Here is a 26,251-nt window from a genome sequence, read left to right as displayed (position 1 = left end):
CTTAGTAGAACGTGAACTGGTCTTCATCCAGTGCCGCAAGACGGGTGCCGGCGAGGAATATCTGGTCGCCGCCGCCCAGGTCGAGCAGCACGCCGCCCCCGGTCTGGCTGGCATTGGCCATCAGATCCGCGAAGCTGTCGATGCCCTCGACGCTCAGCCGCAGCTCGTCGCCGGGGATGATCGAGTTGCGCCGCGCGCGCGCCGTCTCGAAGCCGTAGATGACGTCCGACCCGTCCCCGGTCTCGAACCGGAAGCTGTCGCGCCCCGAGCCGCCGAAGATCCGGTCGTTGCCGCGCCCGCCCGCGATCACGTCGTCGCCCGATCCGGCAAAGATCGTGTCCCGCCCGGCGCCGCCCAGCAGCGTGTCGTTGCCCTGCCCGCCCGACACAAGGTCGTTGCCCCGGCCGCCGTCGACGTAATCGTCGCCGCGCGAGGCAAAGAGGAAGTCGCGTCCGGCACCCGCCAGGATCAGGTCGTCGCCGCCGCGCCCGAACAGGAAATCGCTGCCGCCCCCGCCGGTTTCGACCCGGTCGAAGGGGTTGTCGACCGTGACCGTGACTGTCGCCTCTGCGGTGTCGGCGCCGTCGCTCACCGTGTAGGTGAACCGGTCGGTGCCGTTGTGGTCGAAATCGGCAAGATAGGTCACCACGCCATCCTCGAAACTGACCGTGCCGTGATCGGCCTCTCCCACCGCGATCACCTGCAGCGTGTCGCCCGCATCCGCGTCGCTGTCATTGGCCAGCAGTGCCGACTGGTCGATCTGCAGGATGTTCGGAACGGTGATGTCGAAGGCATCGTCGGCGGCCACCGGCGCGCTGTTGCGCAGGTCGAAATCCAGCGCAAAGACGTCCGACACCGTATCGGTCCCGTCGCTGGCCAGCAGCTCGATCTCGATACGCCCGTCCGGTCCGACCCCGTCGCGCGACGCAGTTCCGGCAAAGCTGCTGCCGTCGAAGCTCAGCCAGCCCGGCAGCGCGCTGCCATCGGCAAGACGCGCCGCGAATTGCAGCGGCTCTTCGTCGGGATCGGCGAAGTTGCCCAGCGGCGCCGTGACCACGAATGGCGTTCCGGTGCTCAGTTTCAGACCAGTGTCGCCGGTGTCGATATCCGGCAGCGGCGTGACCAGGACCGGCGCATCGGGGGTGCCCGCGACGCTGAGGGTGAAATCGTCGGAAATCACCGCCTGCCCGTCCGAGATTTCGAGCCGCAGCTCAACATCGCCGAAGAAATCCTGCGGTGCCTGGCCGGTCAGCGTCAGCGTCTCCGTGTCGAAGGCAATCCAGTCCGGCAACGACAGGCCATCCGCCTGTTTCAACGCAAAGCTCAGCGCGTCGCCGTCGATATCCGAATAAAGCCCCTGCTGAAGCTGGACGGCGAACGGCGTGTCCTCGGTCGCGGAGCGGTCGGACAGCGGCGCCGACAACGTGGGCGCGTCGTTGACCGGCGCGATCACCAGGTCGAAGCTTCGCGTCGCGCTCAGCTGGCCGTCCCCGGCGCTGATCTGCAGAGCCACGGTGCCGAAGAAATGCGCCGGAGGCGTGCCGGTCAGGCGCAGCGTGTCGGCATCGAAGCTCAGCCAATCCGGCAATGCCGTGCCGCCGGCCCGGGCCACCGTCAGGGTCAGCGCATCGCCATCGGGATCGGTGATTGCGTCGACCGGGATCGCAAGGTCGAAGGCGGCGTCCTCGTCGCCGGTCAGCGGACCGAAGGCGGCGATGGCGGGCGCTCGGTTGGCGACCTCGAGGTCGATCAGCAGCACCGCCTGATCTGTCAGCGTGCCGTCACTGACCTCGTAGCCCATGGCGATCTGCCCGCCCAGCCGCGGATCGCGCGTCAGGGTGACGGTCTCGCCCTCCAGCACCGCGTCGAACCCGTCGCCACCGGTCACCGAGGTCACCACCAGAGCATCGCCATCCGGATCGCTGTCGTTGGCCAGAAGGTCCGCGACATTCACCGTCACCACAAGATCGGTGCCGATATCGATGAAGTCGTTCTGCGCGCGCGGCGCATCCGGCGCAGGCGCGATGGTAAGGGTGACCGGGGCCACCGTCTCGACCGTGCCGTCGAAAGCCGCGACTTCGAGCGCCACGTCGCCGTTGAAATCTGCCGGCGGGGTGCCGGTGAGCGCCAGCGTTGCGGGATCGAAGGCCAGCCAGTCTGGCAAGGCCGCGCCGCCCGCGCCGCGCAGGTCGATGGTCAGGGTGTCGCCGTCCACATCGATGAAGGCCGCGGCGTCGAGCGTGATCGCCAGGGCCGCGTCCTCCGTGCCTTGCAGGGCGATCGGCGCGATCCCAGGCGCGTCGTTGACCGGCGCGATGGTCAGGGTCAGGGACTCCACCGTCTCGACCATGCCGTCGAAGGCGAAGAGCTCCAGCGCGACATTCCCGTTGAAATCCTTCGGTGGCATGCCCGAGAGCGTCAGGGTCGAGAGATCGAAGGCCAGCCAGGCCGGCAGTGCCGATGCACCCGCGCCGCGCAGGCCGACCTGCAGCGGATCGCCGTCCACGTCCGAGAAGATCGCCGGGTCGAGCGTCGCGGCAAAGGCCGTGTCCTCGGTGCCTGCGAGCGTTACGGCGGCGATCTCCGGCGCGTCGTTGACCGCGGCGAAGGTCACCGTCACCCGTGCCGTGTCGCTGCGGCCTGTGCTGTCCGCCACCGTATAGTCGAACCGCGCGAGGCCGTTGTGATTGGCATCGGGCGTGATCACCACCTGCCCCAGCGCATCGATCTCGACGCTGAGCCCCAGCATGTTGTCAAAGCCGGTGATCGTGAGCGCCTGCAGGTCGGGTTCCACGTCGTTGTCCAGCAGTGTGCCGGGGAAGACGGTCAGCACCGTGTCCTCGGTGCCCGACAACGTGTCGTCGGATGCGCGCGGATCGTCGGGGACCGGGATCAGGTCGATGATGATCTGCCCCAGCACCGGCATCCCGCCACCGTCGGTGACGGTGTAGGTGAGCGTTTCCTCCTCGAAATTGTCGGGCCGCGGCGTGAAGAGCCAGTTGCCGTTCGCCAGCTGCGTCGCGCCGTTGACCGACAGCAGCGTCAGCGTGTCACCATCGGGGTCGACATCGTTGGCCAGAAGGTCGGCGGCGCTGATCTCGAGCGGCTGGTCCTCGTCAGTGACCAGGCGGTCGAGCACCGGCTGCGGCAGGTCGTTTTCCGGACTGAGGGTGATGTTGACGAAGCCCTCTGACGTCGCGCCCCGCGCGTCTGTGACCACGTAGCGGAACCCGGCATTGCCGAAGTAGTCGGCGCGCGGGGTGAAGGTGGCGATGGTACCGTCGAGCGTGACGCTGCCGTTCTCGGGGTCGTACACGCGTGTGACGGTGAAGGTGTCGCCCTCGATATCCGTATCGTTGGCGATGATCTGCGCCATGTCCACGGTCATCAGCGTGTCTTCTGTGCCCGCGATCACCGGATCGTCCGACAGGCGCGGACCGTCGTTGACCGGCGCCACGTCAAGCACGACCTGCCCGGTGCCGGTGGCCCGGCCATCGGTCACGCGGTAGGTAAAGACGATCTCTCCGTTCACATCCTCGTCCGGCACGAACTGGATCTCGCCGCCGGGCAGCAGGAAACTGCGGGCGCCCGGTGCGGTCGAGTCGATGCCGACGAAGGTGAAGGGATCGCCGTCGGGGTCGATATCGTTGGCCAGCAGGTCGGCGATGGCAATGGTGAGCGGTTCGTCCTCGACCGCGGCGAAGCGGTCGGTGACGGCATCGGGCGCGCGGTTGGTCGACACCACGGTGATCTCCACCCGGCCGGTATCCTCGCCATCCGCGCCGTCGCTGACCACGTAGTCGAACCCGGCGGGACCGTCGTAATTCGCGGTCGGCGTGAAGGTGATCTGACCGTTCTCGAAGGTGACGGTTCCGTTCGACGGATTCGAGACCGACAGCACGGTGAGCGGATCTCCGTCCACGTCGATGTCGTTCGCGGTGAGCGTCGCGGGGTCGATGACCAGCGCCGTGTCCTCGTTGACCGTCAGCCGGTCGGCGACCGCCTCGGGCGGATCGTTGACCGGCAGCACCTCGATCACCACCTGGCCCTCGCCGGTGCCCTGGGCATCGTCGGTGATGACGTAGCCGACCGTGTAGGTGCCGTTCCAGCCTTCGTCCGGCGTGAAGACCACCGATGCGCCCTCGTTGCCATCGGCGGCAACGGTGATCGTCTGCACGTAGGTATCCGTGCCGTTGGTCAGCGTCACGTCGAGCATGAGGTCGGCACGGATGTTGAACGGCACGTCGCCGCTGATGACGCCGGTGTCGCGGTCGATGGAGAGCCAGAAGGGCACGTCGCTGCCGTCGGTCATCGACAGCAGGTACACCCCGTCCGCGAGCGTGGGCAGCCCATCGGCGGTGATGCCGGGGCGGACCGGGCCGGGCTCGGGCGTTTCATCCGGAATGGCATCTGCGGCGCCCGGCGCGATCTCGTCCGCCAGCGCGCGCCAGCTGAGCGTGCGGTCGAGGAAGGACAGGAAATCCACCGTCGCGTCGACCACGTCGGTGACGGCGTTGCCGATCACCTCGATCGTGTCCTCGAAGAGGTCGAAGGCGTAGTCGCCGAAGTTGCCGTCGAAGCGCACCAGATCGGTGCCGCTGCCGCCCACATAGGTGTCGGCGCCGTCGCTGTCGTGGAATGTGTCCTGCCCGCCGTTGCCGACCAGCCGGTTGTCGGCGTCGTTGCCCCAGAAGGTCTCTGCCCCGGCGCCGCCGATGGCGTTCTCGATCACCGTGCCTTCGGCCAGCGTCAGGTTGCCGAACAGACCGCCGATGTTCGAGAACGACGGCACCAATGCATCGCGCGTGGTTTCTACCAGCGAGATCAGCGTGTTGTCGTCGTAGCCCGAGAGGTCCAGCGTGTCGATCCCGCCGCCGTCCACCAGCGTCGAGGCGGTGGCGTTGGCCCAGTCGGACCAGGTCGCCCAGATGTCGCTGACGTCCGAGGTGACGGTGGTGTTGAAGCCCCAGACCGTGTCGTCGGTAAAGGCGTTGGCGACGCCGAAGCCCTGGCCCGCATAGAGGTCGTCCAGCGCCATCCAGTCCACCGCCATCGGCGATTGCAGCAGCGCGAGGTCGGCCACCACGTGGAAGTTCTCGGTCTGCGCGAAATACGACATCATCGACGACTGCCAGCTGTCGTTGTCGAATTCGCGGTCGGCGCCGAAGTCGCCCACCAGGTTGTAGAATCCCTGGTGCCCCAGGCCCAGCGCATGGCCGATCTCGTGGAAGATCGTTTGCAGCGTGTAGTCGTTGTAGGTCGAGGTGCCGCCGGACCAGTCCGGCTGGATGTTGATGAGCGAGTAATCCACCACCCCGCCGGTGGTCAGCACCGTCTGGGCGTTGGCCCCGTCGCGGTTGTCGCCGAAGAAGATGTCGGTGACGGCGCGATCGGTCTCGGTGGTCTCTTCGAAGTCGATGCCCAGCGTCGCCTCGAGCAGCTTGAACGCCTCGCGCACCAGTTCCGCACGTTCGACGGTGATTCCGTCGGCGTCCTCGTCGTAGCCGGTCAGGTTGTAAAGGATCACGCCGTCATTGGGATCGGTGCCGGCATCGGTCAGGTTATGCGCGCGGTCGCTGCCGGTCCAGAAGCCGCCGGTGAGGAAATCCGTAAGCGCATCGAGATCGCCGAAATCGGTGCCGGTGGCCGGGGCAATCGCGCCGCCCAGCCCGTCATCTGTGGGCGCGCCGTTCTCCAGAATGAAGGTGGCGCCGCAGCACGGGCAATGGATGTCGGCCTCGTGCGGCTGCGGAGCCTGGTCGGTTTCAAAGCCGAAGGCCGCGATCTTGGCCTCGAGCTCGAGCATGGCAAGCCCCATGGCGCCCGACGTATCGGCGCCACTGGTGCCGCCGGAACCGCCGCTGCCGCCGTCCATCTCGGACGGGTCGATCAGGCGCAGGGACCCGCGGGTGATCGTCGTCATGGTGCCGGGGTTCATCCCGACGATGCGGATGGCGTCGCCATCCTCGTCGAAATCGTTTGCGAGGATTTCGGCAAAGGGAATGGCGATGGAGCCGTCTTCGAGGATCTCGTAGGCATCGTCCACCGCTTCGGGCGTCTCGGGCGTGTTGAGCACGTTGACGACGATCTCGGCCGGATCCTCGGACACGCCGCCCTTCTCGTCGGCGGCAAGATACTGCACGACCACCTGGCCGTAGAAATCCTCGGGCGTCAGAAGCTGGAACCGGTCGGATTGCAGATTGGTGCCGAAGCCGTCCGCGACCGTCAGGTCATAGGTGGCATCGACCGGCAATTCGGTCAGCACACTGTAGCTGAGGCCCGCGTCCGCCACCTCGACCCGCACCGGCGGGGTGCCGACGAAGACCGGCGGCGGCGTGCCCTCGAAGCTGAACTCGGCGGCGTCGAAGCTCAGCCAGTCGGACAGCGGCGCACCGCTTTCGTTGCGCGCCTCGAGCGTCGCATCGGCTCGGATGGGTAGGGCATAGAGCCCCTGCGCGGCAAAGAACGGGTCGTTGGCGAAGAGCGCGTTGACCTCGGCCGGGATCTCGGCCTGCGGGTCGATCAGCACCTCGATGGCAAAGCCGCGGCGGCCGAAGGCCAGCGTGCCGTCGGGCAGTACCTCGGGCTCCGGTTCGAACCGCAGTTGCAGGCGCAGCGGGTCGGTGTCGTCCAGCGGCGCGTCTGTGACCTTGGTCAGTTGCAACGTCTCGGCGTCGAACTCCAGCCAGCCGGGCAGCGGCTGGTTGCCCGCGGGCCGCAGGCTCCAGTCGCCCGCCCCCAGGTCGAAGAGCGCCACCGGGGGCTGCACCGTCACGCCCGCGGCCAGGTCGGCATCGGTGGCGAGGGTGACCGGCGTCACATGGGTGCTGCCGTCCGCCGGATTGGTGAGGGTCACCGTCACGTCCAGCGGATCGGTTTGCCCGTCCGGCAGCGCGCCGGTGAAGGTCAGCGTCGCCGCGTCGAAGACCAGGCCCTCGGGCAGGTCGCCGCCATCCGCCAGCGCCGCCGTCGCGGTCACGCCGGGGTCGAGCCGGGCGAGGTCGAAACCGTAGGACACGTCGACGGGGCTGCGGGTCTCGTAATCGCCGTCGATGACGCCGAGGATCTTGACGCTCTCGAAGAAGATCACGTCGCCTTCTGGGTCAAGGTCGTTGCCGAAGACCTCGCCGGGGATGATCCAGCTGACCTCGTCTTCCAGCGCCAGCGCAATGTCGTCGCGCGGCACCGGGCCGTCGTTGCTGGGCAGGATTGTGACGTTGACGTAGCCCACGTCGAAGCCGCCGTTGCCATCGGCCACTTCATACTTGAACCCGGCCTGCCCGTTGTAATCGGCGCGCGGGGTGAAGGCGATCATGCCGTCGTCTGTCCAGGCGACGCGCCCGTTCTCGGCAAAGCGGTCGAGGCCCGAGATGAACAGCACCTCGTCCAGCGGATCGGTGTCGTCGGTGTCGTTGGCCAGCAGGTCAGCCGGGTCGATCACCAGCACCGTGTCCTCGTCGGTGACGAACGGCCCGTCGTCCCGCGCGACCGGCGGGTCGTTGAGCGGGATCACGGTGATCTGCACGTCGATGGTGCTGCGGGCGCCGCGGTCGTCCACGAGGTCGTAGGAGAACCCGGCCGCCCCGAGCGCATCGGGGGTGAAGGAAATGACGCCGCTCTCGGCATCATAAACCATGCCGCCGCCGAATTCGGAATGCACGCCTTCGAAGGTGAACCCGTCGTCCTCGACGTCGTAGTCGTTGGACATGAGGCTCGCGACGGTGATGTCGGTCGTCCGTTCCAGCCGGATGGTGTACTCGTCGTCGGCGCTGCGCGGGGCGTCGTTCACCGGCAGCAGATACAGCTCCACATCCGCCTGCCCGGTGGCGCCATCTGGATCGGCCAGCGTGTAGCGGAACCCGGCAAAGCCGAAATGATCCGCGCGCGGGTCGAAATTCACATGCGTCCCGTCCAGCCAGACGATGCCGTGGGTTGCGGCCTCGGTATAGGGCAGGTCTTTGAGGCTCGGCGTTTCGGGATAGAGTTCCGACCCGTCGTCCGCCAGCAGCGGGGTGACCGCGACGATGGTGAGCGGATCGCCGTCCACGTCGAAATCGTTGCCCAGCAAGTCCGCGTAGGAAATCCGCAGCACCGTGTCTTCGGTGCCCGCATAGACGCCATCCGCGGCGCCCACCGGCGCGTCGTTGACCGGGGCCACGTTGACCTCGACCCGGGCGCTGCTCTGGCGGCCGAACCGGTCTTCGAGGATGTAATCGAAGAAGGCGTCGCCGTTGAAATCCTGGTCTCCGGTGAAGGAGATCAGCCCCTCGGGCGTGATCGCCACCGTGCCGTTCACCGCATTCTCGACTCCGATCAGGCGGATCCCGTCCACCTCGTCGGCATCGTTCTGGATCAGGAACGCGGGGTCGATCAGCGCTTCCTCGTCCTCGATCGCGAGGCGGTAGATGTCGTCGGCGGCGTTGAACCGGCCCAGCCGTTGCAGCGCCTCGATCTGGCTGCGGTCCCAGACGGTCCCGTCGGCAAAGACGACCTCTTCGATCCCGGCCTCGGGCGACAGGAAATGGTCGGTGACGCGCAGCGTGTCGATAAGGAAACCTTCGTCGCGCTCGAGTTCCAGCAGCAGGTCGTCGCCGTCGCGGATGACCGACAGGTCCTTGGGTGCAATGTCGTCCTCGAGCAGCACGCGGTCGGTGTCGGTGGCGGCGCCTGCCTCGATCACCAGGTCGGTGCCGCTGTCGTAGCCGAAGACATAGCCATCGGACCCGGCGCCGCCGGAAACCGTGTCGTCGCCCCAGTTGCCGTCGAAGGTCTCGTCGCCCGCGCCGCCGGTGATGGTGTCGGACCAGACCGAGCCCAGCACGCCCTCGATCCCCGCATAGCTGTCGCCCAGCGCTTCGCCTGCCGTGCCGGTGCCGGTTGCGAGGTCGACGCCCACGCCTTCGTCGGCCATGGAGAAATCGACGATGTCGTAACCGCCGCGCCCTTCGATATCATCCGCGCCGCGACCACCGCGAAGGATGTTGTCGGCAGCGTCGCCCGCGATGGTGTCGTCGTGGAACGATCCCTGCATGATCTCGATGCCGTCGAAGGTGTCGCCGGTGGCATCGCCGCCGCCGGCGCTGCCGTCGGCCATGTCGATCCGCACGCCGGTGACCGACAGGGTGTAGTCGGCCACGTCGATGCCCGCGCCGCCGATCATCGCGTCGGCCCCGCGTCCGCCCGACAGCGTGTCGTCGCCGTCGCCGCCGGTCAGCGTGTCGTCGCCACGCCCGCCGTCGAGCCGGTTGTCGCCCGCGTCGCCGGCCAAGCTGTCGGCCTCGTCCGAACCGAAGAGGTGTTCGATGCCGTTCAGCACGTCGCCCGTTGCATCGCCGCCCGACGCGGTGCCGTCGGCCAGCGACACGGTCACACCCGCAGCCGAACCGCGATAGTCGGCGGTATCCGCGCCGTCGCCGCCGTCGATGCTGTCCGCACCCGCGCCGCCCACCAGCGTGTCGTTGCCCGTCTCGCCCAGCAGCGTGTCGTCGCCATCGCGGCCTTCGATCAGGTCGCGCCCGGCGCGACCTACGATCCGGTTGTCGGCCAGACCGCCTTGCAGCGTGTCGTTCCAGTCGGTGCCGATCAGACCCTCGACCCCGGTGATGAGGTCGCCCTGGGCGAACCCGCCCTGCCCGATACGCGCAGCCAGATCGACGCGCACCGCGACGTTCGAGCCTTCATAGGTCACGGTGTCGAAGCCGGCGCCGCCCTCGATGCTGTCGGCGTCGTCACCGCCGTCGATCAGGTCGTCGCCGTCGCCAGCAAGGATCGTGTCCTCGCCCGCGCCGCCCCGAACCGTGTCGGACCCGGCGCCGCTTTCGATGATGTCGGCGCCCGCGAGGCCCTCGACGGTCTCATTGAGCGCGTTGCCGATCAGCAGATCGTCCTGCGGCGTGCCGGTCAGCAGCCGGGCATAGCTGCCCTCGACGATGGCGGTGATCGTGGTGGTGTCCTCGACGCCTTCGGTGTCGGTGATGCGGTAGACCAGTTCCACCGGTCCGGAATAGCCCGCGGGCACATCCAGAACGATGAACCCGTCCCGCACCGTCGCGGTGCCGACGGAGGCGGAGTCGACACCGACAAAGGAAATGGACTTCGGCCCGTCCGGGTCGTCATCCACGTCGAAATCGTTGGCGAGGATGTCCGCGATGCGCACCACCAGCGGCACGTCGAGCGGCGTGCTCGCGACGGAATCCGGCACCGCGCTCGGCTGGTCGTTCACAGCGATGATGGTGATGTCGACATAGCCTTCGGTGGTGCCGTCGGCATTGTCGGTGACGTAGTAATAGAACCCGTTCTCGCGCGTCTCGTTCAGCGCCGGAGTATAGACGAAATCGCCGTTCTCGTCGCGCTCGAGGCTGCCGGTGAAGGGGTCGAAGAACTGCTCTGCGAAATCCGGCAGGCGCCAGCCCGAGATCTCCAGCGGATCGCGGTCGATATCGGTGTCGTTGGCCAGCAGAAGCGCGGCCGGAATGGTGATCGGCACGTCCTCGTAGACCAGAATCTCGTCGGGCACGGCCACCGGCGGCGCGTCGCCCACGTTATCGAAGAAGAGCGTGACCGTGGCATCGTCGACCAGCCCCTGCGGGTCCGACACCAGGTAGCTGAAGGTCGTCTCGCCCCAGAAATCCTGGTCCGGGGTGAAGACGACATTGCCGCCCACGATCTCGATCACCCCGTCGCCGGGGTTCGACACGTTCTCGAAGCTCAGCGCCTGGCTTTCGACGTCGCTGTCGTTCTTCATCAGCTCGGCGATGGGGATCACCAGCGCCACGTCCTCGGTGCCGCGCAGCACGGTCGAGAAGGCCGCGGAGCGATAGCTGTCGTCGCGCGCCACGGGCCGGTCGTTGACCGGGTTGACGACCACGTCGACCGTGCCGATGGCGCTGCCGCCCTCGCCGTCGCTCACCACGTAGTTGAACCGCCCGGTGCCGTTGAAGTTGGCATTGGGCTCGAACAGGATCGTGCCGTTGTCGAGCAGCGTCGCGTTGCCGCCGTAGTCGAAACCCGTGAGCGAAGTGATCGTCAACAGGTCATTGTCGCGGTCGATGTCGTTGCCCAGGAGGTCCGCGGCGGCGATGACGAAGGGGACATCCTCGTCGGTGGTCACGGTGTCGCGCACCGGTTCGGGGGCGTTGTTCACCGGATTTACGGTGACGAAGACCCGCGCGGTGTCGCTGGCGCCCGCCGCGTCCTCGACCGTGTAGTCGAAATAGGCCTGCCCGTAGAAATAGGCGCGCGGCGTGGCGAGGATGACGCCGTCCTCGGTGAGCGTCACGTCCATCGTGTCGCTGCTGCTGACGGAGGTGACGGTCAGCGGCTCGCCGTCGGGATCGCTGTCGTTGACCGCCAGAAGGCTGGCGACGATCTGGATCGGTACATCCTCGTCGGTGACGAACCCGCTGTTGTCGCGCGCATCGGGCGCGTCGTTGACCGGCGTGACCTCGACGGTGACGGTCGCCTCGGCGCGGCCGCCCTCGGGCGTGTTGGCGACATAGGTGAAGGTGTCTGTGCCGTTGAAATCGGCATCCGGCGTGTAGGTGATCTGGCCGTTGCTGGCGAGGCTCACGGTGCCGTTCTGCGCTCCGTAGGCCTGACTCACGATCATCCGGTCGCCGTCGAGGTCGTTGGACAGCAGCCGCACCGCGTCGATGGTCAGGAACCCGTCCTCGGCCACGGTGAGGCCGGTGTCGTCGCGCGCCTCGGCCACCGGCCGCACGCGCAGGTCGACGGTACCGGTGGTGATGCCGTTGCGCCCGTCGCTGAGGGTGTAGGTGAACTGCGTCGGACCATAGAAGTCGGCGTCGGGTGTGAAGACGATGTTGCCGTTCGCGTCGATCTCGGCAAAGCCGTCGTCGCCGCCCTGTACCGCGATGATCGACACCGGATCGCCATCGGCGTCGAAGTCGTTGCGCAGCAGGGTCGCCGCCACCAGCACCAGCGCCTCGCCGATGGTGGCGGTGAAATAGCCGTCATCGGTCGCCACAGGGGCATTGTTATCCAGGAGCGTGAGGAGCGTTGCAGGGGTCCAGGTCACCCCGTCGGAAAAGGCGATCTGCTCCACCCCGGCATTGTCGGGGGCCAGCGCATCGGTGATCGTCAGGCTGTCATCCGGAGACGATGCAAAGCGCAGCACCACGGTATCGCTGCCCTTGAAGAGCCGCGCCACCGACACCTCGGTCGACACGAAATCCGGCAGCGACAGGCGGTCGGTGCCGAAAGCCTGCGTCGGCCCCTCGACGATCACATCGTCGCCGTGGCCGCGGCGGAAGGTGTAGCTGTCGGCGCCTTCGCCACCAGACAGGGTGTCGTCGCCGGAGGAACCGCCAAAGCTGTCGTTGCCGTCGAAGCCCAGCACCGGCTCGGCGCCGGGGCGCTGCGCAAAGGCAATCGCCTGCGCGCGCATCTCGGCGCGGTCCCATTCGGTTCCGTCGGCAAAGATCACCCGGTCGACGCCTTCGCGGTCGTCCGCCAGCGCGTTTTCCAGGATCACCCGGTCGCGGGTGCCGCTGAAGAACAGCACGAGGTCGAGGCTGTTGGCCCCGGCGCGCAGGGCGTATTCGAGGTCTTCGGGCGCGTAGTCGGTGAGCGTCAGAACGTCGTTGTCGTCATAGGCGCCGCTGTCGGCAAAGCGGTCGTCGCCGTCCCCGGCAGCAAAGGTATAGGCGTCATCGCCCTCGCGCCCGTCCACGAGGTCTGTGCCCGGCCCGCCTTGCAACGCATCGCCCAGGTCGCTGCCGACGATCACGTCGTCGCCGTCGCTGGACTGGCCCGACACCAGCGACGCCTGGATCGCGGCGATGGTGAAGATCGTGCCGTCATCCGTCAGTTCGATCTGCGACACGGGCAGCGCGCGGTAGGCGTTGTCGAGCCCGTTCAGGACGATGATCTGATCGGCGCTGTCGGCGAACCGGACGATCAGGTCGCGCCCGTCGATGCCGCGGCGTTCGAAAAGGAGTTCACTGGCCTCATAGCCGCTGACGACGATGCGGTTGGCGCTGCTGTAGATGTCCTCGACTACGTCGGCGCCGTCGCCGCGGGCAAAGACATAGGTGTCCGCGCCGTCCTCGCCCTGCAGAAGGTCATCGCCCTGCAGACCTTCGAGCGTGTCGGCCGCATCGGTGCCCACGACGCGGTCGTCGCCATCGGTCGGCCCGGCCACGTCGATCATGCCGGCGAAAGTGTCGCGCAGCCAGACAGTGCCGTCGTCGAAAGCGATCTCCTCGATCCCTTGTCCGGGATACGTGGACAGAGAGTCGCGGACCACGATGCGGCCGCCGTCGCCCGCGCCCGGCGCGCTGTCGGCGACCAGCAGGATCATGTCCTCGTCATGGCCGCGGCGCAGCGTGACGTCGGCGGGGTCGATGCCATGTAGCACCAGCCGGTCGACCTGGGCGCTTTCATAGGCGGAATCCACGATCCAGTCGGCACCGTCGCCGCGGGTGTAGATGTAGGTATCGGCGCCTGCGTCCCCTGCGAGGATGTCGTCGCCCGCCTTGCCTTCGATGGTGTCATTGCCGGTCGATCCTTCGAGATAGTCGGCGAAGGGCGTGACCTGTGCCGCGAGCAACTCGGTCGACAGCGCGCCCAGCGTCATCTCGGTGCCGTCGCCGAAGACGATCTTCTCGATCCCGACACCGGCATCTTCTGCCTCGAACGGATAGTCGGTCCCGGCCAGCATGCCGTGGATCAGGATGGACCCGGCATCCCCCGCGCCTTCGGCGCTTTCGGCGATGCGGAGGATCAGGCCCGCCGGCGTCACCTCGTAGGTGACATCGGACCGCAGGATGTCCGTCAGTTCGAGCACGTCCGTGGCGAGGTCGTAATCGCGTTCCTCGAGGATCTCGTCATGGCCGTCGCCACGGCTGTAGCGATAGGTGTCGGCCTCTGCATGCCCGGCCATCGTGTCGTTGCCAAGCCCGCCCTCCAGCACGAAGGACTGTCCCGGCGCCAGCAGGGCGTCGTCGCCATCGGTGGCCTGCGCATCCAGCAGCGTCTGGATTTCATCCGACATCAGGCTTTCGGAGCCGTCGGCAAAGACCAGCCGCTCGATCAGGTAGTTGTAGCCGCCGTCGGTGAAATAGGCGTCCTTGAGCGTGATCGATCCGGCCGCGATGCCGCGCGCCGCATCCGTGAGGATATCGATGCGCAGGTCGTAGCCGTCGCGCACCAGCGCGATGTCGCTACGCAAGAGATCCGGGAAGGTCAGAACGTCCTCGCCGGGCTGACCGGCAAAGGCATAGTTGTAGCCTGCGTCTTCGACCACGTCGAACCCGTCGCCGTTGCGGTAGACGTAGCTGTCGTTGGTGTTGGTGTCCGAAATGACGACATCGTCGCCCTTTTTCATGTCATAGACCTGCGGGCCGTCCAGATCCTCGATCACGTCATTGCCGTCGGTGCCAAGCTCGCGCCGGACCGCCGCTTCGATATCGCCCGCGGTCCAGACCGTACCGTTGTCGAAGGTGATCGCCCCAAGCCGGGATGAGAACGGAGTCGGGGCCGAATAACTGTCGACGAAGAAGCCGTCGATGAAGCGGATCACGCCGCCGTCGCCCGCGCCCTCCGTGCTTTCCAGGATCCGGATCAAAAGGTCGCCGCCATGCTGCACCAGCTTGACGTCTTCGGGCGCGATACCAATGAGTTCGAGCGTGTTCTCTTGCGTGGACAGGAACCGTTCGGACCCGGCGGTGACAAGGTCTTCGCCGTCGCCGCGTTCGTAGACAAAGGTGGTCTGCGCGGAGTCGGAAGTGATCAGGTCGTCGCCGCCCTGGCCTTCGATCGTGACCGGCGCCATGCCTTCGAGGGCGATCACGTCGTCGCCTTCGGTGGTCGCCGGCGGCGGCACCAGTGCAGCAAGGTCGCTTCCGTAGAAGGTGATGAACTCGGGGTCCGTGCCGCCGCTCTCGACCGTCACGGCGATCAGATCGAGCGCGTAGATCCCGCCCAGCCAGATCTCCATGGCATCGCTGCCATCGGGCGCGCGCGGCGCGACGTCGAGAATATATTCCTGTGCCTGCTTGCGCACCGAGATATCGGTGATCAGCACGTCCGCCAAGAACAGGTCGAGCGGCCCGCCATCGGGCAACGGCTCGCCATCCGGCGGCGGCAAGGGTTCGCCGTCGGGTGGCGGCGGCAGTTCTTCGTTGCCTATGGGGCCGGGACCGCCCGGAACGAACGGCGGTTCGGCGAAATAGCGCCCGGTCTCGGTGCCGCGGGTCAGGACGACCGGGCCGGACAGGGCGCGCGGATCGACCAGTTCGGCAGCCTCGGCCTCGGCCACGAGATCGTCCATGGAGACGATCACCCCGTCCGAGAATTCGATTTCCTGGATGGCCGTCGGTTCCCATTCGCCAACGGGGCTGACGATCCGCACGCTGTCATCGGGCGTGCCGAAGGTCAGCAGCAGGTCCGGCCCCTCGCCGTACTGGTTGACCGGAGAGGTGAAGGGCACCAGCCGCGCTTCGTATTCGGTCGAAGCGATACCACTCATCACCATGCGGTTCTGGTGCCCCATGCCGGGATCGAGCGAGACGAACACATCGTGCCCTCCACCGGCGGCATAGGTGAAGGTGATCTGTTGCGACCCGTCCGAGAAGATCGGCACGAGGTGAATTTCGTCGGCCGCGGTCGAGGCATGCGACGAGACATAGGGCGACACGTCGACGGTGATCTCGCCACCCGCGGGCGCCGGGAAGGTTTCGAACGCCGCTTCGATCTGTGCGCGGTTCCAGACAGTGCCGTCGCCGAAGGTGATGCTGTCGAGCCCCTCTTCGCCGTCGAGCAGATACATCCGGTCGTCGCTGCCGGTGATCCGCAGTTCCACCGGGCGGCTGTAGGTATAGACCGACTCCTGTCGCACCGGCACGATCAGCAGGCGTATGTCGCCAGGATCGATGTCGCGCAATTCAAGGTGGAAGCCGGGATAGTCATCGCCATAGACGGTTTCGACGCCGTCGCCGCGGCTGAAGGCGATGGTGTCCTCGCCGTCATCCGCTTCGATGTAGTCGTCGCCGCCGAAGCCTTCGAACAGCTCCGCCCCGGTGGTGCCGCGCAGCCAGTCATCGCCGGGCGTGCCGGTGGCGCCTTCAGCGGAGGGCGCGAGCGCGTCGAGCGTCGCACCGGTCCAGACCGTGCCGTCCTGGAACTCGATCCGGTCGACGCCGCCCAACGACGTGCGGCCCGAGCCCACGAGCGTGATGCTGTCGCTGCTGCCCGCGAAGGTCAGCACATAGCCCGCCTTGGCGTAGATGTCGCGCGACACGGTGACGTCCGCAGCCGCGTAATCCATGATCTGCAAGGTCGCGCGGCCGGAGCCGCTGGAGGGCAGGATCACGTCGTTGCCGTCGCCTTGACGGAACACGATGGTGTCGTCGCCCAAATCGCCCGAGATGGTGTCGTCGCCCAGGCCGGCCTCGATGGTCTCGGCGCTGCCGATGGCGGCGATGGCGTCGTCGCCGTCGCTGATCTGGCTTTCCAGCAGGTGCTGCACCAGCTGGTCGTAGGTCAGCGACTGGTCGTCGAAGGCGAAAGTCGAGATCATCCGCCAGTAGGTCCGCAGCCATTCGCCGTTCACGTAGGTGCTCGAGGTATGGCCGTCGTACCAGGCGTCGCGCAGGGTGATCCGGTCGTCCGTGCCGTCGAAGCGGATCACCAGGTCGGCAATGTCGGTGGGCGAGCGTTCGAACCGCGCCTCGGCAAAGTCGTAGCCTTCGATCCGCAGCGTGTTGAACTCGTTGCGGCCGGTGTCGCTCTGGATGATGTCGACGCCGCCGCCGCGCTGAAACACGTAGGTGTCGCTGCCAAGGCGACCTTCGATCACCTCGGACAGCGCAGTGCCGGTCAGGGTCTCGCCGGAGTTGGTGCCGGTGATCTCGCGCGGGTATGGGGGGACAAAGCCGCTGTCGGCGGCGGCACGCAGGGTGGTCTGGTTCCAGACGTTGCCGTTGCCGAACTCGACCCGGGTGATGTTGCCGGCGTAGGTCAGGAACAGGTCCGGCAGCAGGATCTCGTCACCGTCCGGCAGGCGCAGCACCAGGTCGTTGCTGTCTGCCGGGCGGAACGCCTTCACGTCTGCTGGCACATGATCCGGCAGGCGCAGCGTATTGCTGTCGTAGCGCGATCCGTCCTCGTCGATGATGTCGCGTCCGTCTCCGGCGCGGAAGATGTAGACGTCGTTGCCGCCGACGTCCTCGACCGTGTCGTCGCCGCCGCCCGGCTCGATCGTGTCGTTGCCCGCGGTGCCTGCGATGAACTCCGCAAAGTCGGTGCCCTTACCCACCACCTCGGCGATCAGCGCGTCGCGGGTGAGGATCGTGCCGTCCTCGAACCGCACGCTGTCGACGCCGTTGAGGTCCTCGTCGTAGCGCAGGGTGATCTCGTCCCCGGTGCCGGGGAAAGACAGCACCAGCTCGACCCGCGCGTCGAGCCCGAAGGCGGCCGACCCGTTGACCGGCAGGCTGACGCGCATGTCTTCGGGCGCGTAGCCGCGGATTTCCAGCGTATCGCTTCCCGCCGTGTCCGAAACGACGTCGCGCCCGTCGCCCAGCGTGAAGATGAAGAGGTCGTTCGCCGCCTCGCCGCGGATGTCGTCGTTGCCGGTGCCGCCTTCGATCGTGTCGGACACGACAGTTCCAAAGATCACGTCGTCGCCCGCTGTCTGCTGGGCGTCGATCACCGCGGCGAAAAGCTCCGCCCGGCCCCATTCGATGCCGTTGGCAAAGGCGATGACCGGCAACTGCGTCGCCGCCCGCGCGCCGACGAGGATGATCTGGTCGCCGGTTTCGGGGAAGGACAGCGTCAGGTCGTCGCCGTCGATCCGGGTCACCCGCACCACCACGTCCGCACTGGTCAGGTCGTCGAGCACGATCCGCGCGTCGCCCACGTTCGCGGGAAGTTCGATCCGGTCGATACCGTCGCCGGCGCGGAACGTCACCTGCGTGTCGCTGTCCATGATTACGCCGTCGAACCCGGCGCCGGGAGTGATGGCATAATCCTGCGGCAGCACGGTCGCGTCGATGACGTCCATGCCGGTGTTCTGCTTGTCGGCCAGCGCCCGGAGCCGTGCATCCGCAAGGCTCAGCTCTGCGCCATCGTCGAAGGCGAAGGTCTCGATCCAGTCCCGGTCGTCCGAGGACACGCCGTCGAGGATCACCAGCGTCTCGCCGGTGCGGGTCAGGGTGATCAGAAGATCCGTGCCCACCTCGGTAAAGCGGATATCGGCCTGGGTCACGCCGGTGCCGAATTCGACGCGATCCACACCGCCGGTGTCGCGGGCGCTGTCGGCGCCGTCGCCAAAGCCGAAGCGGTAGACGTCGTCGCCGGTCTGGCCCTCCATCGCGTCGGACCCGGCGCCACCCGCCATCGTGTCGGCGCGCCCGGCAAAGCCGATCAGCTGGTTGTCGCCCGCGTCGCCGGCCAGCAGCCGGTCGCGGAAATCGTCGGTGGTCAGCACCGTGCCGTCGGCAAAGAGGAACTCCTCGATGCTGCGGCTGCCAAGCCCGCCGACGATGGTCAGCACGTCCTCGCCGTTGCCGAGGTCGATCAGCAGGTCGTCGCCGCTGCGCCGCACGATCAGCGTGTCGGCGCGCACCGTTTCGCCAAAGACCACGCGGTCGACGATTCCGGCGCTGTCGCTGCGTTCCTCGATGATGTCGAGGTCGTAACCCGCGCCAAAGGCATAGGTGTCGCCCAGATTGCCGCCGCGCAGGATGTCGTCGCCCTGGCGTCCATCGAGCACGTTTTCCTGGTCCGGCAGTCCGTCGATGACGTTGTCGCCGCGATTGCCGCCCTCGATGCTCAGAAGCTCTTCGACATCCGAGATGGCAATCTCGGTGCCGTCGTAGAACTTGAACCGCTCCACCCCCTTGGTCAGGGAGGCGAACTGGTCGCGGATACGAAGCGTGTCGGTCCGGTCGACGATCGAGATCACCAGGTCGTTGCCATCCTTGGTATAGAGGATGTTCTCACGGGTGATGTCGCCGCCGAATTCCACCGTGTCGGCGGTGATATTGGGCACGAAGCGACGGTTTTCCCAGGCCGCGCGCTCCTGCGTATCGGCGATGGTGTCGTTTCCATAGCCCGCGTCGAAGACATAGGTGTCGCCGCCGTCGCGGCCCACCAGCAGGTCGTCGCCGGCCCTGCCGTCCAGTTTCTCGCTCAGGTTCGAGCCGGTGATGGTCTCGTCGCCCGAGGTGCCGACGAGGTCGATATCCTCGGCGTTGAGGTCGGTGAAGACCATGATCCGGTCCGAGAATACCAGCTCTTCCGTGGCGTGCTTCTGCTTGCCGTCGCGGACATACTGGTCTTTCAGGATCAGCCGCTCGCCGGTGTCGATCACGGTCACGATCAGGTCGAGATCGGTACGGTCGAAGCGCACCTCGTCGCTGGCGATGCCGCGCAGCTCGACCCGGTCGACGGTCTTTTCGTCCCCGAAGGACAGGATCGTATCGGTGCCGTAGCCGCGTTCGTAGATGAAGGTGTCGCCGCCGCCCTGGCCCACCAGCAGGTCGTCGCCCGCGCCGCCGTCGATCACGTCGCCGACCTGGAAGCCGTAGATCGTGTCGTCGCCGGTGGTACGGGCGATATCGACGTAATGCTGCAAGAGCTTGGTCCAGGACCAGACCGTGCCGTCGCCGAAAGTCAGCTCCTCGATCAGGTTCACGTAGCCGACTAAGGGCACGGATTTCAGGTAGTCGGTCAGCGTGACCGCATCTTCGGTACCCTTGATCCGCAGGGTCAGCGTGTCGCCCGCCCCGTCGCGTTCGAAGTCGAAGTCCGTCCAGCGCAGGTCGTCAATGAAGTTCAGGTAATCGTCCGGTGCGCCGAAGAGCTTGAGGCTGTAATCGTCGTCGAGGATGACGTCGTGGCCGTAGTCGCGGCCAAAGACATAGCTGTCCGATCCTTCGAGACCGGTCAGGAAATCGTCACCGCCGCGCCCGTTCAGGATGTTGTCGTTGAGCATCCCGTAGATGGCGTCGTCGCCCTCGGTGCCCGCTTCGTCCAGCACGCGGGCGGCGATCTCTTCGAAATCGAGCGCGTCGCCGTTGTCGAAGACGAAGCGTTCGATCAGGTAGGGCGAGGAATAGTCGATGGCGAGGCTGGGGTCGAAATCCCCCAGAATGCCGAGGTTGAGCCGCACGCCGCCGAACTGGTTCTCGACCTCCAGCGTGTCACCGGTCTCGTTCCCGTCCTCATCGAGGAAGGTGATCTGCAGGTGATCAGACGCGCCGTCGCGCTGCAGGCGGATGCTCTCGGGCGTTATGCCTTCGCCGAAGAAAATGAAGTCGAGCCCGCCCGCAACCGGACCGAACCCCGCCTGCGCCACGGTGGCGCCGAAATCCAGCGCCTCGCCGAAGACGTCCTGGCCGTCACCGGCGTTATAGAAATAGTAGTCGCCGCCCGCACCGCCGCGCAGCACGTCGTTACCCTTGCCGCCGCGCAGCACGTCACCCGAGCCCGATCCGATGACCACGTCGTTGGTCTCGAACTCGGTCGCCACCTCGATTGCCATCTGGAACCGGCTCCAGAGCACGCCATCGGCAAAGACGATGGAATCGACCCCCGATTCCACACGCTTGCCGCTGGTGGTGATCGGGTTCAGCTCGCCCAGGAACTGGTCCTTGAGGCGGATCGTGTCGCCGCGCCCCTCGACGGTGAGCAGCATGTCCTGGCCGTCACGCACCGCCGTCACCTCGGAGGACAGCACCCCGGCAAAGCGCAGCGTGTCGGTCTTGCCCACATCCACATCGTCGATGATGTCGTGGCCGCTGGGCAGGCTGCTGACGAGGTAGATGTCCTCGCCGTTGCCACCCCTGTAGGTCTGGTCGCCCGCGGTCATGTGGAAGTAATCCACGCCGTTCGTACCCAGGACCTCTGTCGCCGTGGCGTCGTGCTGACGCAGGCGGCTCTGGTCGATGGACAGCGCGTAAAGCACGCTGGGCAGGTCGAGGTCCGTCGGGATGGTCTCGAAGGCCGGCAGCAGCATCTGCATGAGGAACGCCTGGTCGACGGTGACCGACGATCCGCCGGAATTGGTCGCGGCGGGCTGGTAGTCGGGCCAGATCTGCAACAGGATCGCGTTCCAGTCGGCCAGGTAGTCGCGCGCGGCGTCGTAGCCCGCGGGAATGGTTTCGAAGATCGCCTCGAAGAACGGCGTCAGTTCGCGGTCAGACGTGCCGCGCCACTGGTTGAGCTCGGGCGTGTATTCCAGATCGCGGGCAAAGGGTGACAATCCGCCCTGCAGGGCCAGCTGCGCGGCAATGGCGCGGGAGCTGTCGATATACTGGGCCACCAGCGGGTCGAGCAGTTCGATCATCGCCGCGATGGCGCTTTCATAACCGCCCGGCAGCGTCTCGGTGGTGTCGAAGGTCGGGCTGATCGTGTAGTCGATCACCCCGCCCGCGTCGATCCGGGCCGACAGCATCTGCGGCTGGAAATCCACCCCCACCAGCGACGTGGCATAGTGCATCTGGCCGGGTGTCATCACCTCGACGCGGAAGGCGCTGTCGTCGGTCGATCCGACCTCGTCCAGCGTGTCGAAATCGACCTCGTAGTTGCGCAGGTTGAATTCGCGCGCGGTACCGTATTTGTCCTGCAATTCGAGAGCCCGGTCGAGGTTGCGCGCCCAGACCACGAAGGTGCCGTCGGCGTCGGTCACTTCGACGGTGTAATCGACCACCGTGTTGTCGATCATGTTGAAGCCGATGCGCTCGACCTCGATACCGGCGTAACGGTTGAAGTCATGCGCCTCGACGCGCCACTCCTGCCCCAGCGGCTTGGGGCTGTTGATCACGTCGTCCAGCGTCGGCGCGGCGATGGGCTGGCCGCCCGCATCGGTGATCGCGGCACCGCTGGCAAGCCGCCAGCTGCCGTCCGGGTTCTCGACGCCCCAGTCGTAGATGACCATGCGCCCGTCGATGCGTTCGCCCAGGTAGGGACGCTCGGTCCGGAATTCCAGCGGGGCCGAACGGCTGGAGGGCGAGAAGAACTGTTCGAGCTGCCAGGCACCGGTGTCGGCGGACTGCGCCATCACGTCCTCGAGCGTCGCGCGGGCAATCTCAGCGCCCTGCGCATCCAGCACCGGCGCGCCGCTTTCCAATTGCCAGAAACCGCCTGCCGCATCCTCGGCATAGATCGCGCGGTCGAGGATGGTCTGCGCGCCCTCCGCATCGGTTTCAACCAGCACCGGCATCAGTTCGCGGCTGTTAGGCAGCGTAAAGGACCAGTTGCCGATGACCGGCGCCGCCTGCTCGACCAGGGTCTTGAGCTTGGGCGTGGTCATCTGTGCCACGGTGTCCACGACCAGCCGACCGAATTCGAAATCGTTGGCCATGGCGATTTCCAGGTCGACCACCTGGCCGAAGCCGCGCGCGTCGACGCGGTCTTCACTTTCGCCGGCGGCCCAGGCGGGCCGCTCGGTTTCGCCGTTGTAGATCGTGTTGACCTCGTCGGTGTCGAAGATCGCGTCATAGGCGCGGAACACGTCGCCATTGGCAAAGGTCACTTCGCCCGAGGCATCGAGGTAGACGCCGGTGGGGTCCATCACGTCAAGGTTGTCGGTGTCGAGCGAGATGCTGACGATGCCCAGGTCGTCCAGCGAGAACAGCTCGCCTTCGTCTGTTTCGCGGTCCTGATCCAGATCGCGCCAGACCTGCAGGTCGGCCCAGATCGCGTCGGCGGCGTCGATCACCCCGTCGCCGTTGCCGTCATGGCCCGACAGCTCGCCAAAGCCCGACTGGCCCGGCCCGCCGAACATCTCGTTCACGTCGTCGATGCGGTTGTTGCCGTTCTCGTCCACCACCAGGAACCCGTCGTCGGGCCGCACCCAGCCCGACTGTTCGGCAAAGCCGTCGCCGTCGAAGTCGAAGAAGCCTTTCGACATCTGCAGCGAGATGAACTCCAGCCCGTCGCCATCGAGGTCGAGCACCAGCGGGTCGTTGTCCTCGCGCCACTGGAACGCCTTGGTCCAGAGGTCGGCGGCGGATTTCAGCGTCAGCAACCGGTCGATCATCGGCAGCACGCGCAGCAGCCCGCCAATGGCCGGCACCGGGATCAGCGCCAGCAGATCCAGAAGCGGGTTGGCGTTCTTGAACAGCATGCCCAGATCGCCGGCACGGGACGCATCGGTGGCGCCGCCGGCGAAGACGAGGTCGAAGATGGTGGTGGCGTTGGCGAAATCCTCTTCCGCGCCTTCGCGGAAACCGGCGCTCCAGAAGGTGGCCCGCGACTGGTAGTCGAGGAACATCATCGAGCCCTTGATGCTGGGCGCGATCTCTCCGGTCTTGAGACGCTCTGCGGTGTCGGGGATCTGGTCGGCGCCGAACAGGTCTTCGAAAAGGTTGAAGACGTGCAGCGTGCCGTCGTCGAACTGCATGTAGCCGATGAAGGGCATGAAATAGTCGAAATAGAGCGGGCTGTCCCAAAGCGCGAGACCCGTGACCGGCACCACGGCGTTGATCACCGCGGCGGGCGTCCAGGTCAGCGGCAGGTCGTTGGTGCCGCCCACCAGCGGCACGCCGAAGAACCGCAGCCGGTCCGAGCTTGACGGATCCATCATCACCGTGCCCGGCCACCACCAGATCAGGTCGGCCTCGTCCTTGGATTCGGCGTCGAGGGGCCCGTAGAAATTCTGATCCGTGTAGCCGTCGCCGTTGCGGGTGTCGCCCCAGATCAGCGCACCGCGGCTGGCGACAAAGATCACATCCTGATCCTGTCCGCCGATGAATTCGCCGCCGGTGCCCGACCGAACGATGATCCAGTCGTTTCCGCGTCCGCCATCGAAGGTGACGCCGGAATGGCTGCGCGCCATGAGGATATCGTCGCCGTCGCCGCCGCGTGCATCCCCGAAGCCGCTGTGGATCAGGATGTCGTCACCGCCCCGCCCGTCAAGCGGCGCGAGGTCCATGCCGAACATCAGTTCGGCGCCGTCGCCGCCGGTCAGGCCAGCCGGCAGGCGCACGTCGATGGTGCTGGCCGCCTGGGCAAAACCGAAGGGGTCGATGGTCGGGATCTCGTCGCCGATGGACCCGAGGTAGTCGATCAGCGACCACACGGTCTGGTTGGTCTCGTCAGTGGCGACCAGGTTGAAATCGGGCAGGATCGCATCGGCAATGTCCTGACCGATCTTCTGCAGCAGTTCGGCCCCGTTCTTGATGGCATCGTAAACGCCATAGGCGGCCCAGCCGGCAGCAACGAGACCTGCGCCCACCGGCCCCGCCACCAGTCCTGCCGCCGCGATGGACGCCGCGGCGATGGCGCCCCAGGTGACGGCGGACACGCCGAAATCGACCGACGCCTTGACGAAATCGCTCCAGTCGCCTTCGGAAAAGCCTTTCTTGATCGCATCGTAGGCGACGTTCAGGAATTCGACCGCATCGCCCAGAAAGCCGCCGCCGACGCCGACCTTCACCTCGGCCTGCGACTGGCGCATCGCCTCGACCGCCTTTTCGCCGAACTGCTTGAAATCCGGCAGCACCGGGTTGCCGTTCGCGTCCTTCGGCAGGAACGGCACCAGCCCCTTGATCGCCTCGATGTTGGCCTCGATCCGCGACCGGTTTTGCTCCGGAGTCCCTGCCTGGTCGCCGTTTTCGACAATCGGCTTGTGGGAAATCGCCTCGTTGCGCTCGGCATCCGTCAGATTGCCGAGCGCCGCGGTCTTGAGATCCGCAAGGTTGCTGACCATGACCGACGTGGTCTGGTTCTTGCTGCCAGGGTTGTCGAGCCGGTCGTTGAGCTTTTGCCCCTGCTCCGGCGAAATGATGCCCAGATCGACCAGCGCATCGGTCACGCTCTTGGCGAATTCGGTGCGGGCCTGGTTGTTGTTGGCGTTGCCGTCGCTGGTATTGAACCCATCCGGGCGCGCATCGGTGACACTGGTGTCGAATTTGTCCGGGCCGTCATAGGACGGGTCGAATTTCTGGTTCGCCTCGGCCGCCTTGACCTGCGCGGGATCGTTCGGGTCGATATTGTCCGGATCGAAGCTGTCGGGGTCGATGCGGCGCTCGTCATAGGCGTCTTCGATGGCATCCGGGTCGAAGTTCGGTTCGCCCACGTCGGCGCCGGGGACGTTGCCCTTGTTCACGTCGGCCATGAAGTCGTGCAGGTTCCGGATCGCCGCGATCTGACCGGGCGACAGGTTGGAAAGATCGCTTGTCCCGTTGATGATCCGGTTCAGTTCGGTTTCGTAGAACTTGCTGTAGCTCGGGTGAAACCCGTTCACTCCGACGGCGGGATCGGGATGCGTGGCAAAGCCCAGCCCCGCATTCTTCAGCGCCTCGATCTGGGCGGGCGTCAGACTGTCGCGAAACGCGTCGCGCGTGTTGGCATCCTGGAACAGCAGAATCTTGTTGCCGTTCATGTCCCGCCCGATGCCTGCTGCGTCCAGCGCCTCTCCAAGCCGGTTGCCGGGGTTGTAGAAGCTTTGCGGCGCAATGTGCTGCAAGCGCACGCCAAACGTCTTGGCGCTGGCGATGATGGACCCGATTTGACTGTCTTGGTTAATACCGACCATCTGAAAATACTTTCTGAAATTCGGGCCCGTGATCGCTATGGATCGAGAAGCTTGCACTGGTTGAGATCGAAGGAAACGGCATGGCCCTCAGCGATCAGGCGCTGCGCCGCCGCGTCGCTGGCGAACTGGGTCTGGTCGATCATCGGATCGAACCAGAGGTCCGGCGGGCCAGCGGCATCGCTATTCACAAAGACATCCCTGCCGGCCAGGGACATCGGCAGTTTATACGTCGTATCGGGGCGGTTCGGATAAAGCGGCTTGCACCGGGGCGTGGCATCACGGATCACCGTGTCCTTGGCATTGGGAAATTCCAGAAGAAAGACTTCGCGCCGGAATTCGGTCGTGCCGTCCTGCATGTAGACCGGCACGCGGTGCAATCCGCCACGACCCAGATCGAGTTCGGCAAGGAGTCCGGCCAGCCCGCCAGACACGAACAGCATGGAATTCAAACGGAATATTTCGTGACGTTCCAAGAGGACCTGAACGTCGGCATCCTCCAGGGTCTTGCCCGTGTTCATGAACCACAAACCGCCGGGGATGCCGCTTTCGCCCAGCGGCTCTGCGGCGTGGTAGCGGTTGTTCGCACGATGGATGTCGTTCACGTCCCAGGGCTCTGACGAGCCCGGCGCCAGCAGGCGCAGCGGCAGCACGTCGTGAAACGGGCCGAGCATCGGGCGCATCGACCAGATCGGGGCCAGCGGCGTGTTGCTCGGGTCCGAAAGATTGTTCATGGGCGATGTCAAA

General features: G+C 66.2%; 2 protein-coding genes. Both read right to left on the bottom strand.

Annotation, left to right across the window (positions count from 1 at the left end; all coding sequences use genetic code 11):
* Position 1: 1 nt before the first annotated feature.
* A complete protein-coding gene (locus DU478_RS11560; RefSeq protein WP_114511123.1) occupies positions 2-25,507 on the bottom strand; it encodes a tandem-95 repeat protein in 25,506 nt (8,501 codons plus the stop codon).
* Positions 25,508-25,542: 35 nt separating this feature from the next.
* Positions 25,543-26,238: a hypothetical protein gene (locus DU478_RS11555; protein ID WP_114511122.1), complete on the bottom strand. Its 696-nt coding sequence runs from the start codon at positions 26,236-26,238 to the stop codon at positions 25,543-25,545.
* Positions 26,239-26,251: the final 13 nt, after the last annotated feature.

This window comes from Thalassococcus profundi (genome assembly GCF_003344785.1).
Taxonomy (GTDB): domain Bacteria; phylum Pseudomonadota; class Alphaproteobacteria; order Rhodobacterales; family Rhodobacteraceae; genus Puniceibacterium; species Puniceibacterium profundi.
The sequence above is the reverse complement of the archived record's forward strand: the minus strand, read 5'-3'. Positions and strand labels throughout refer to the sequence as shown.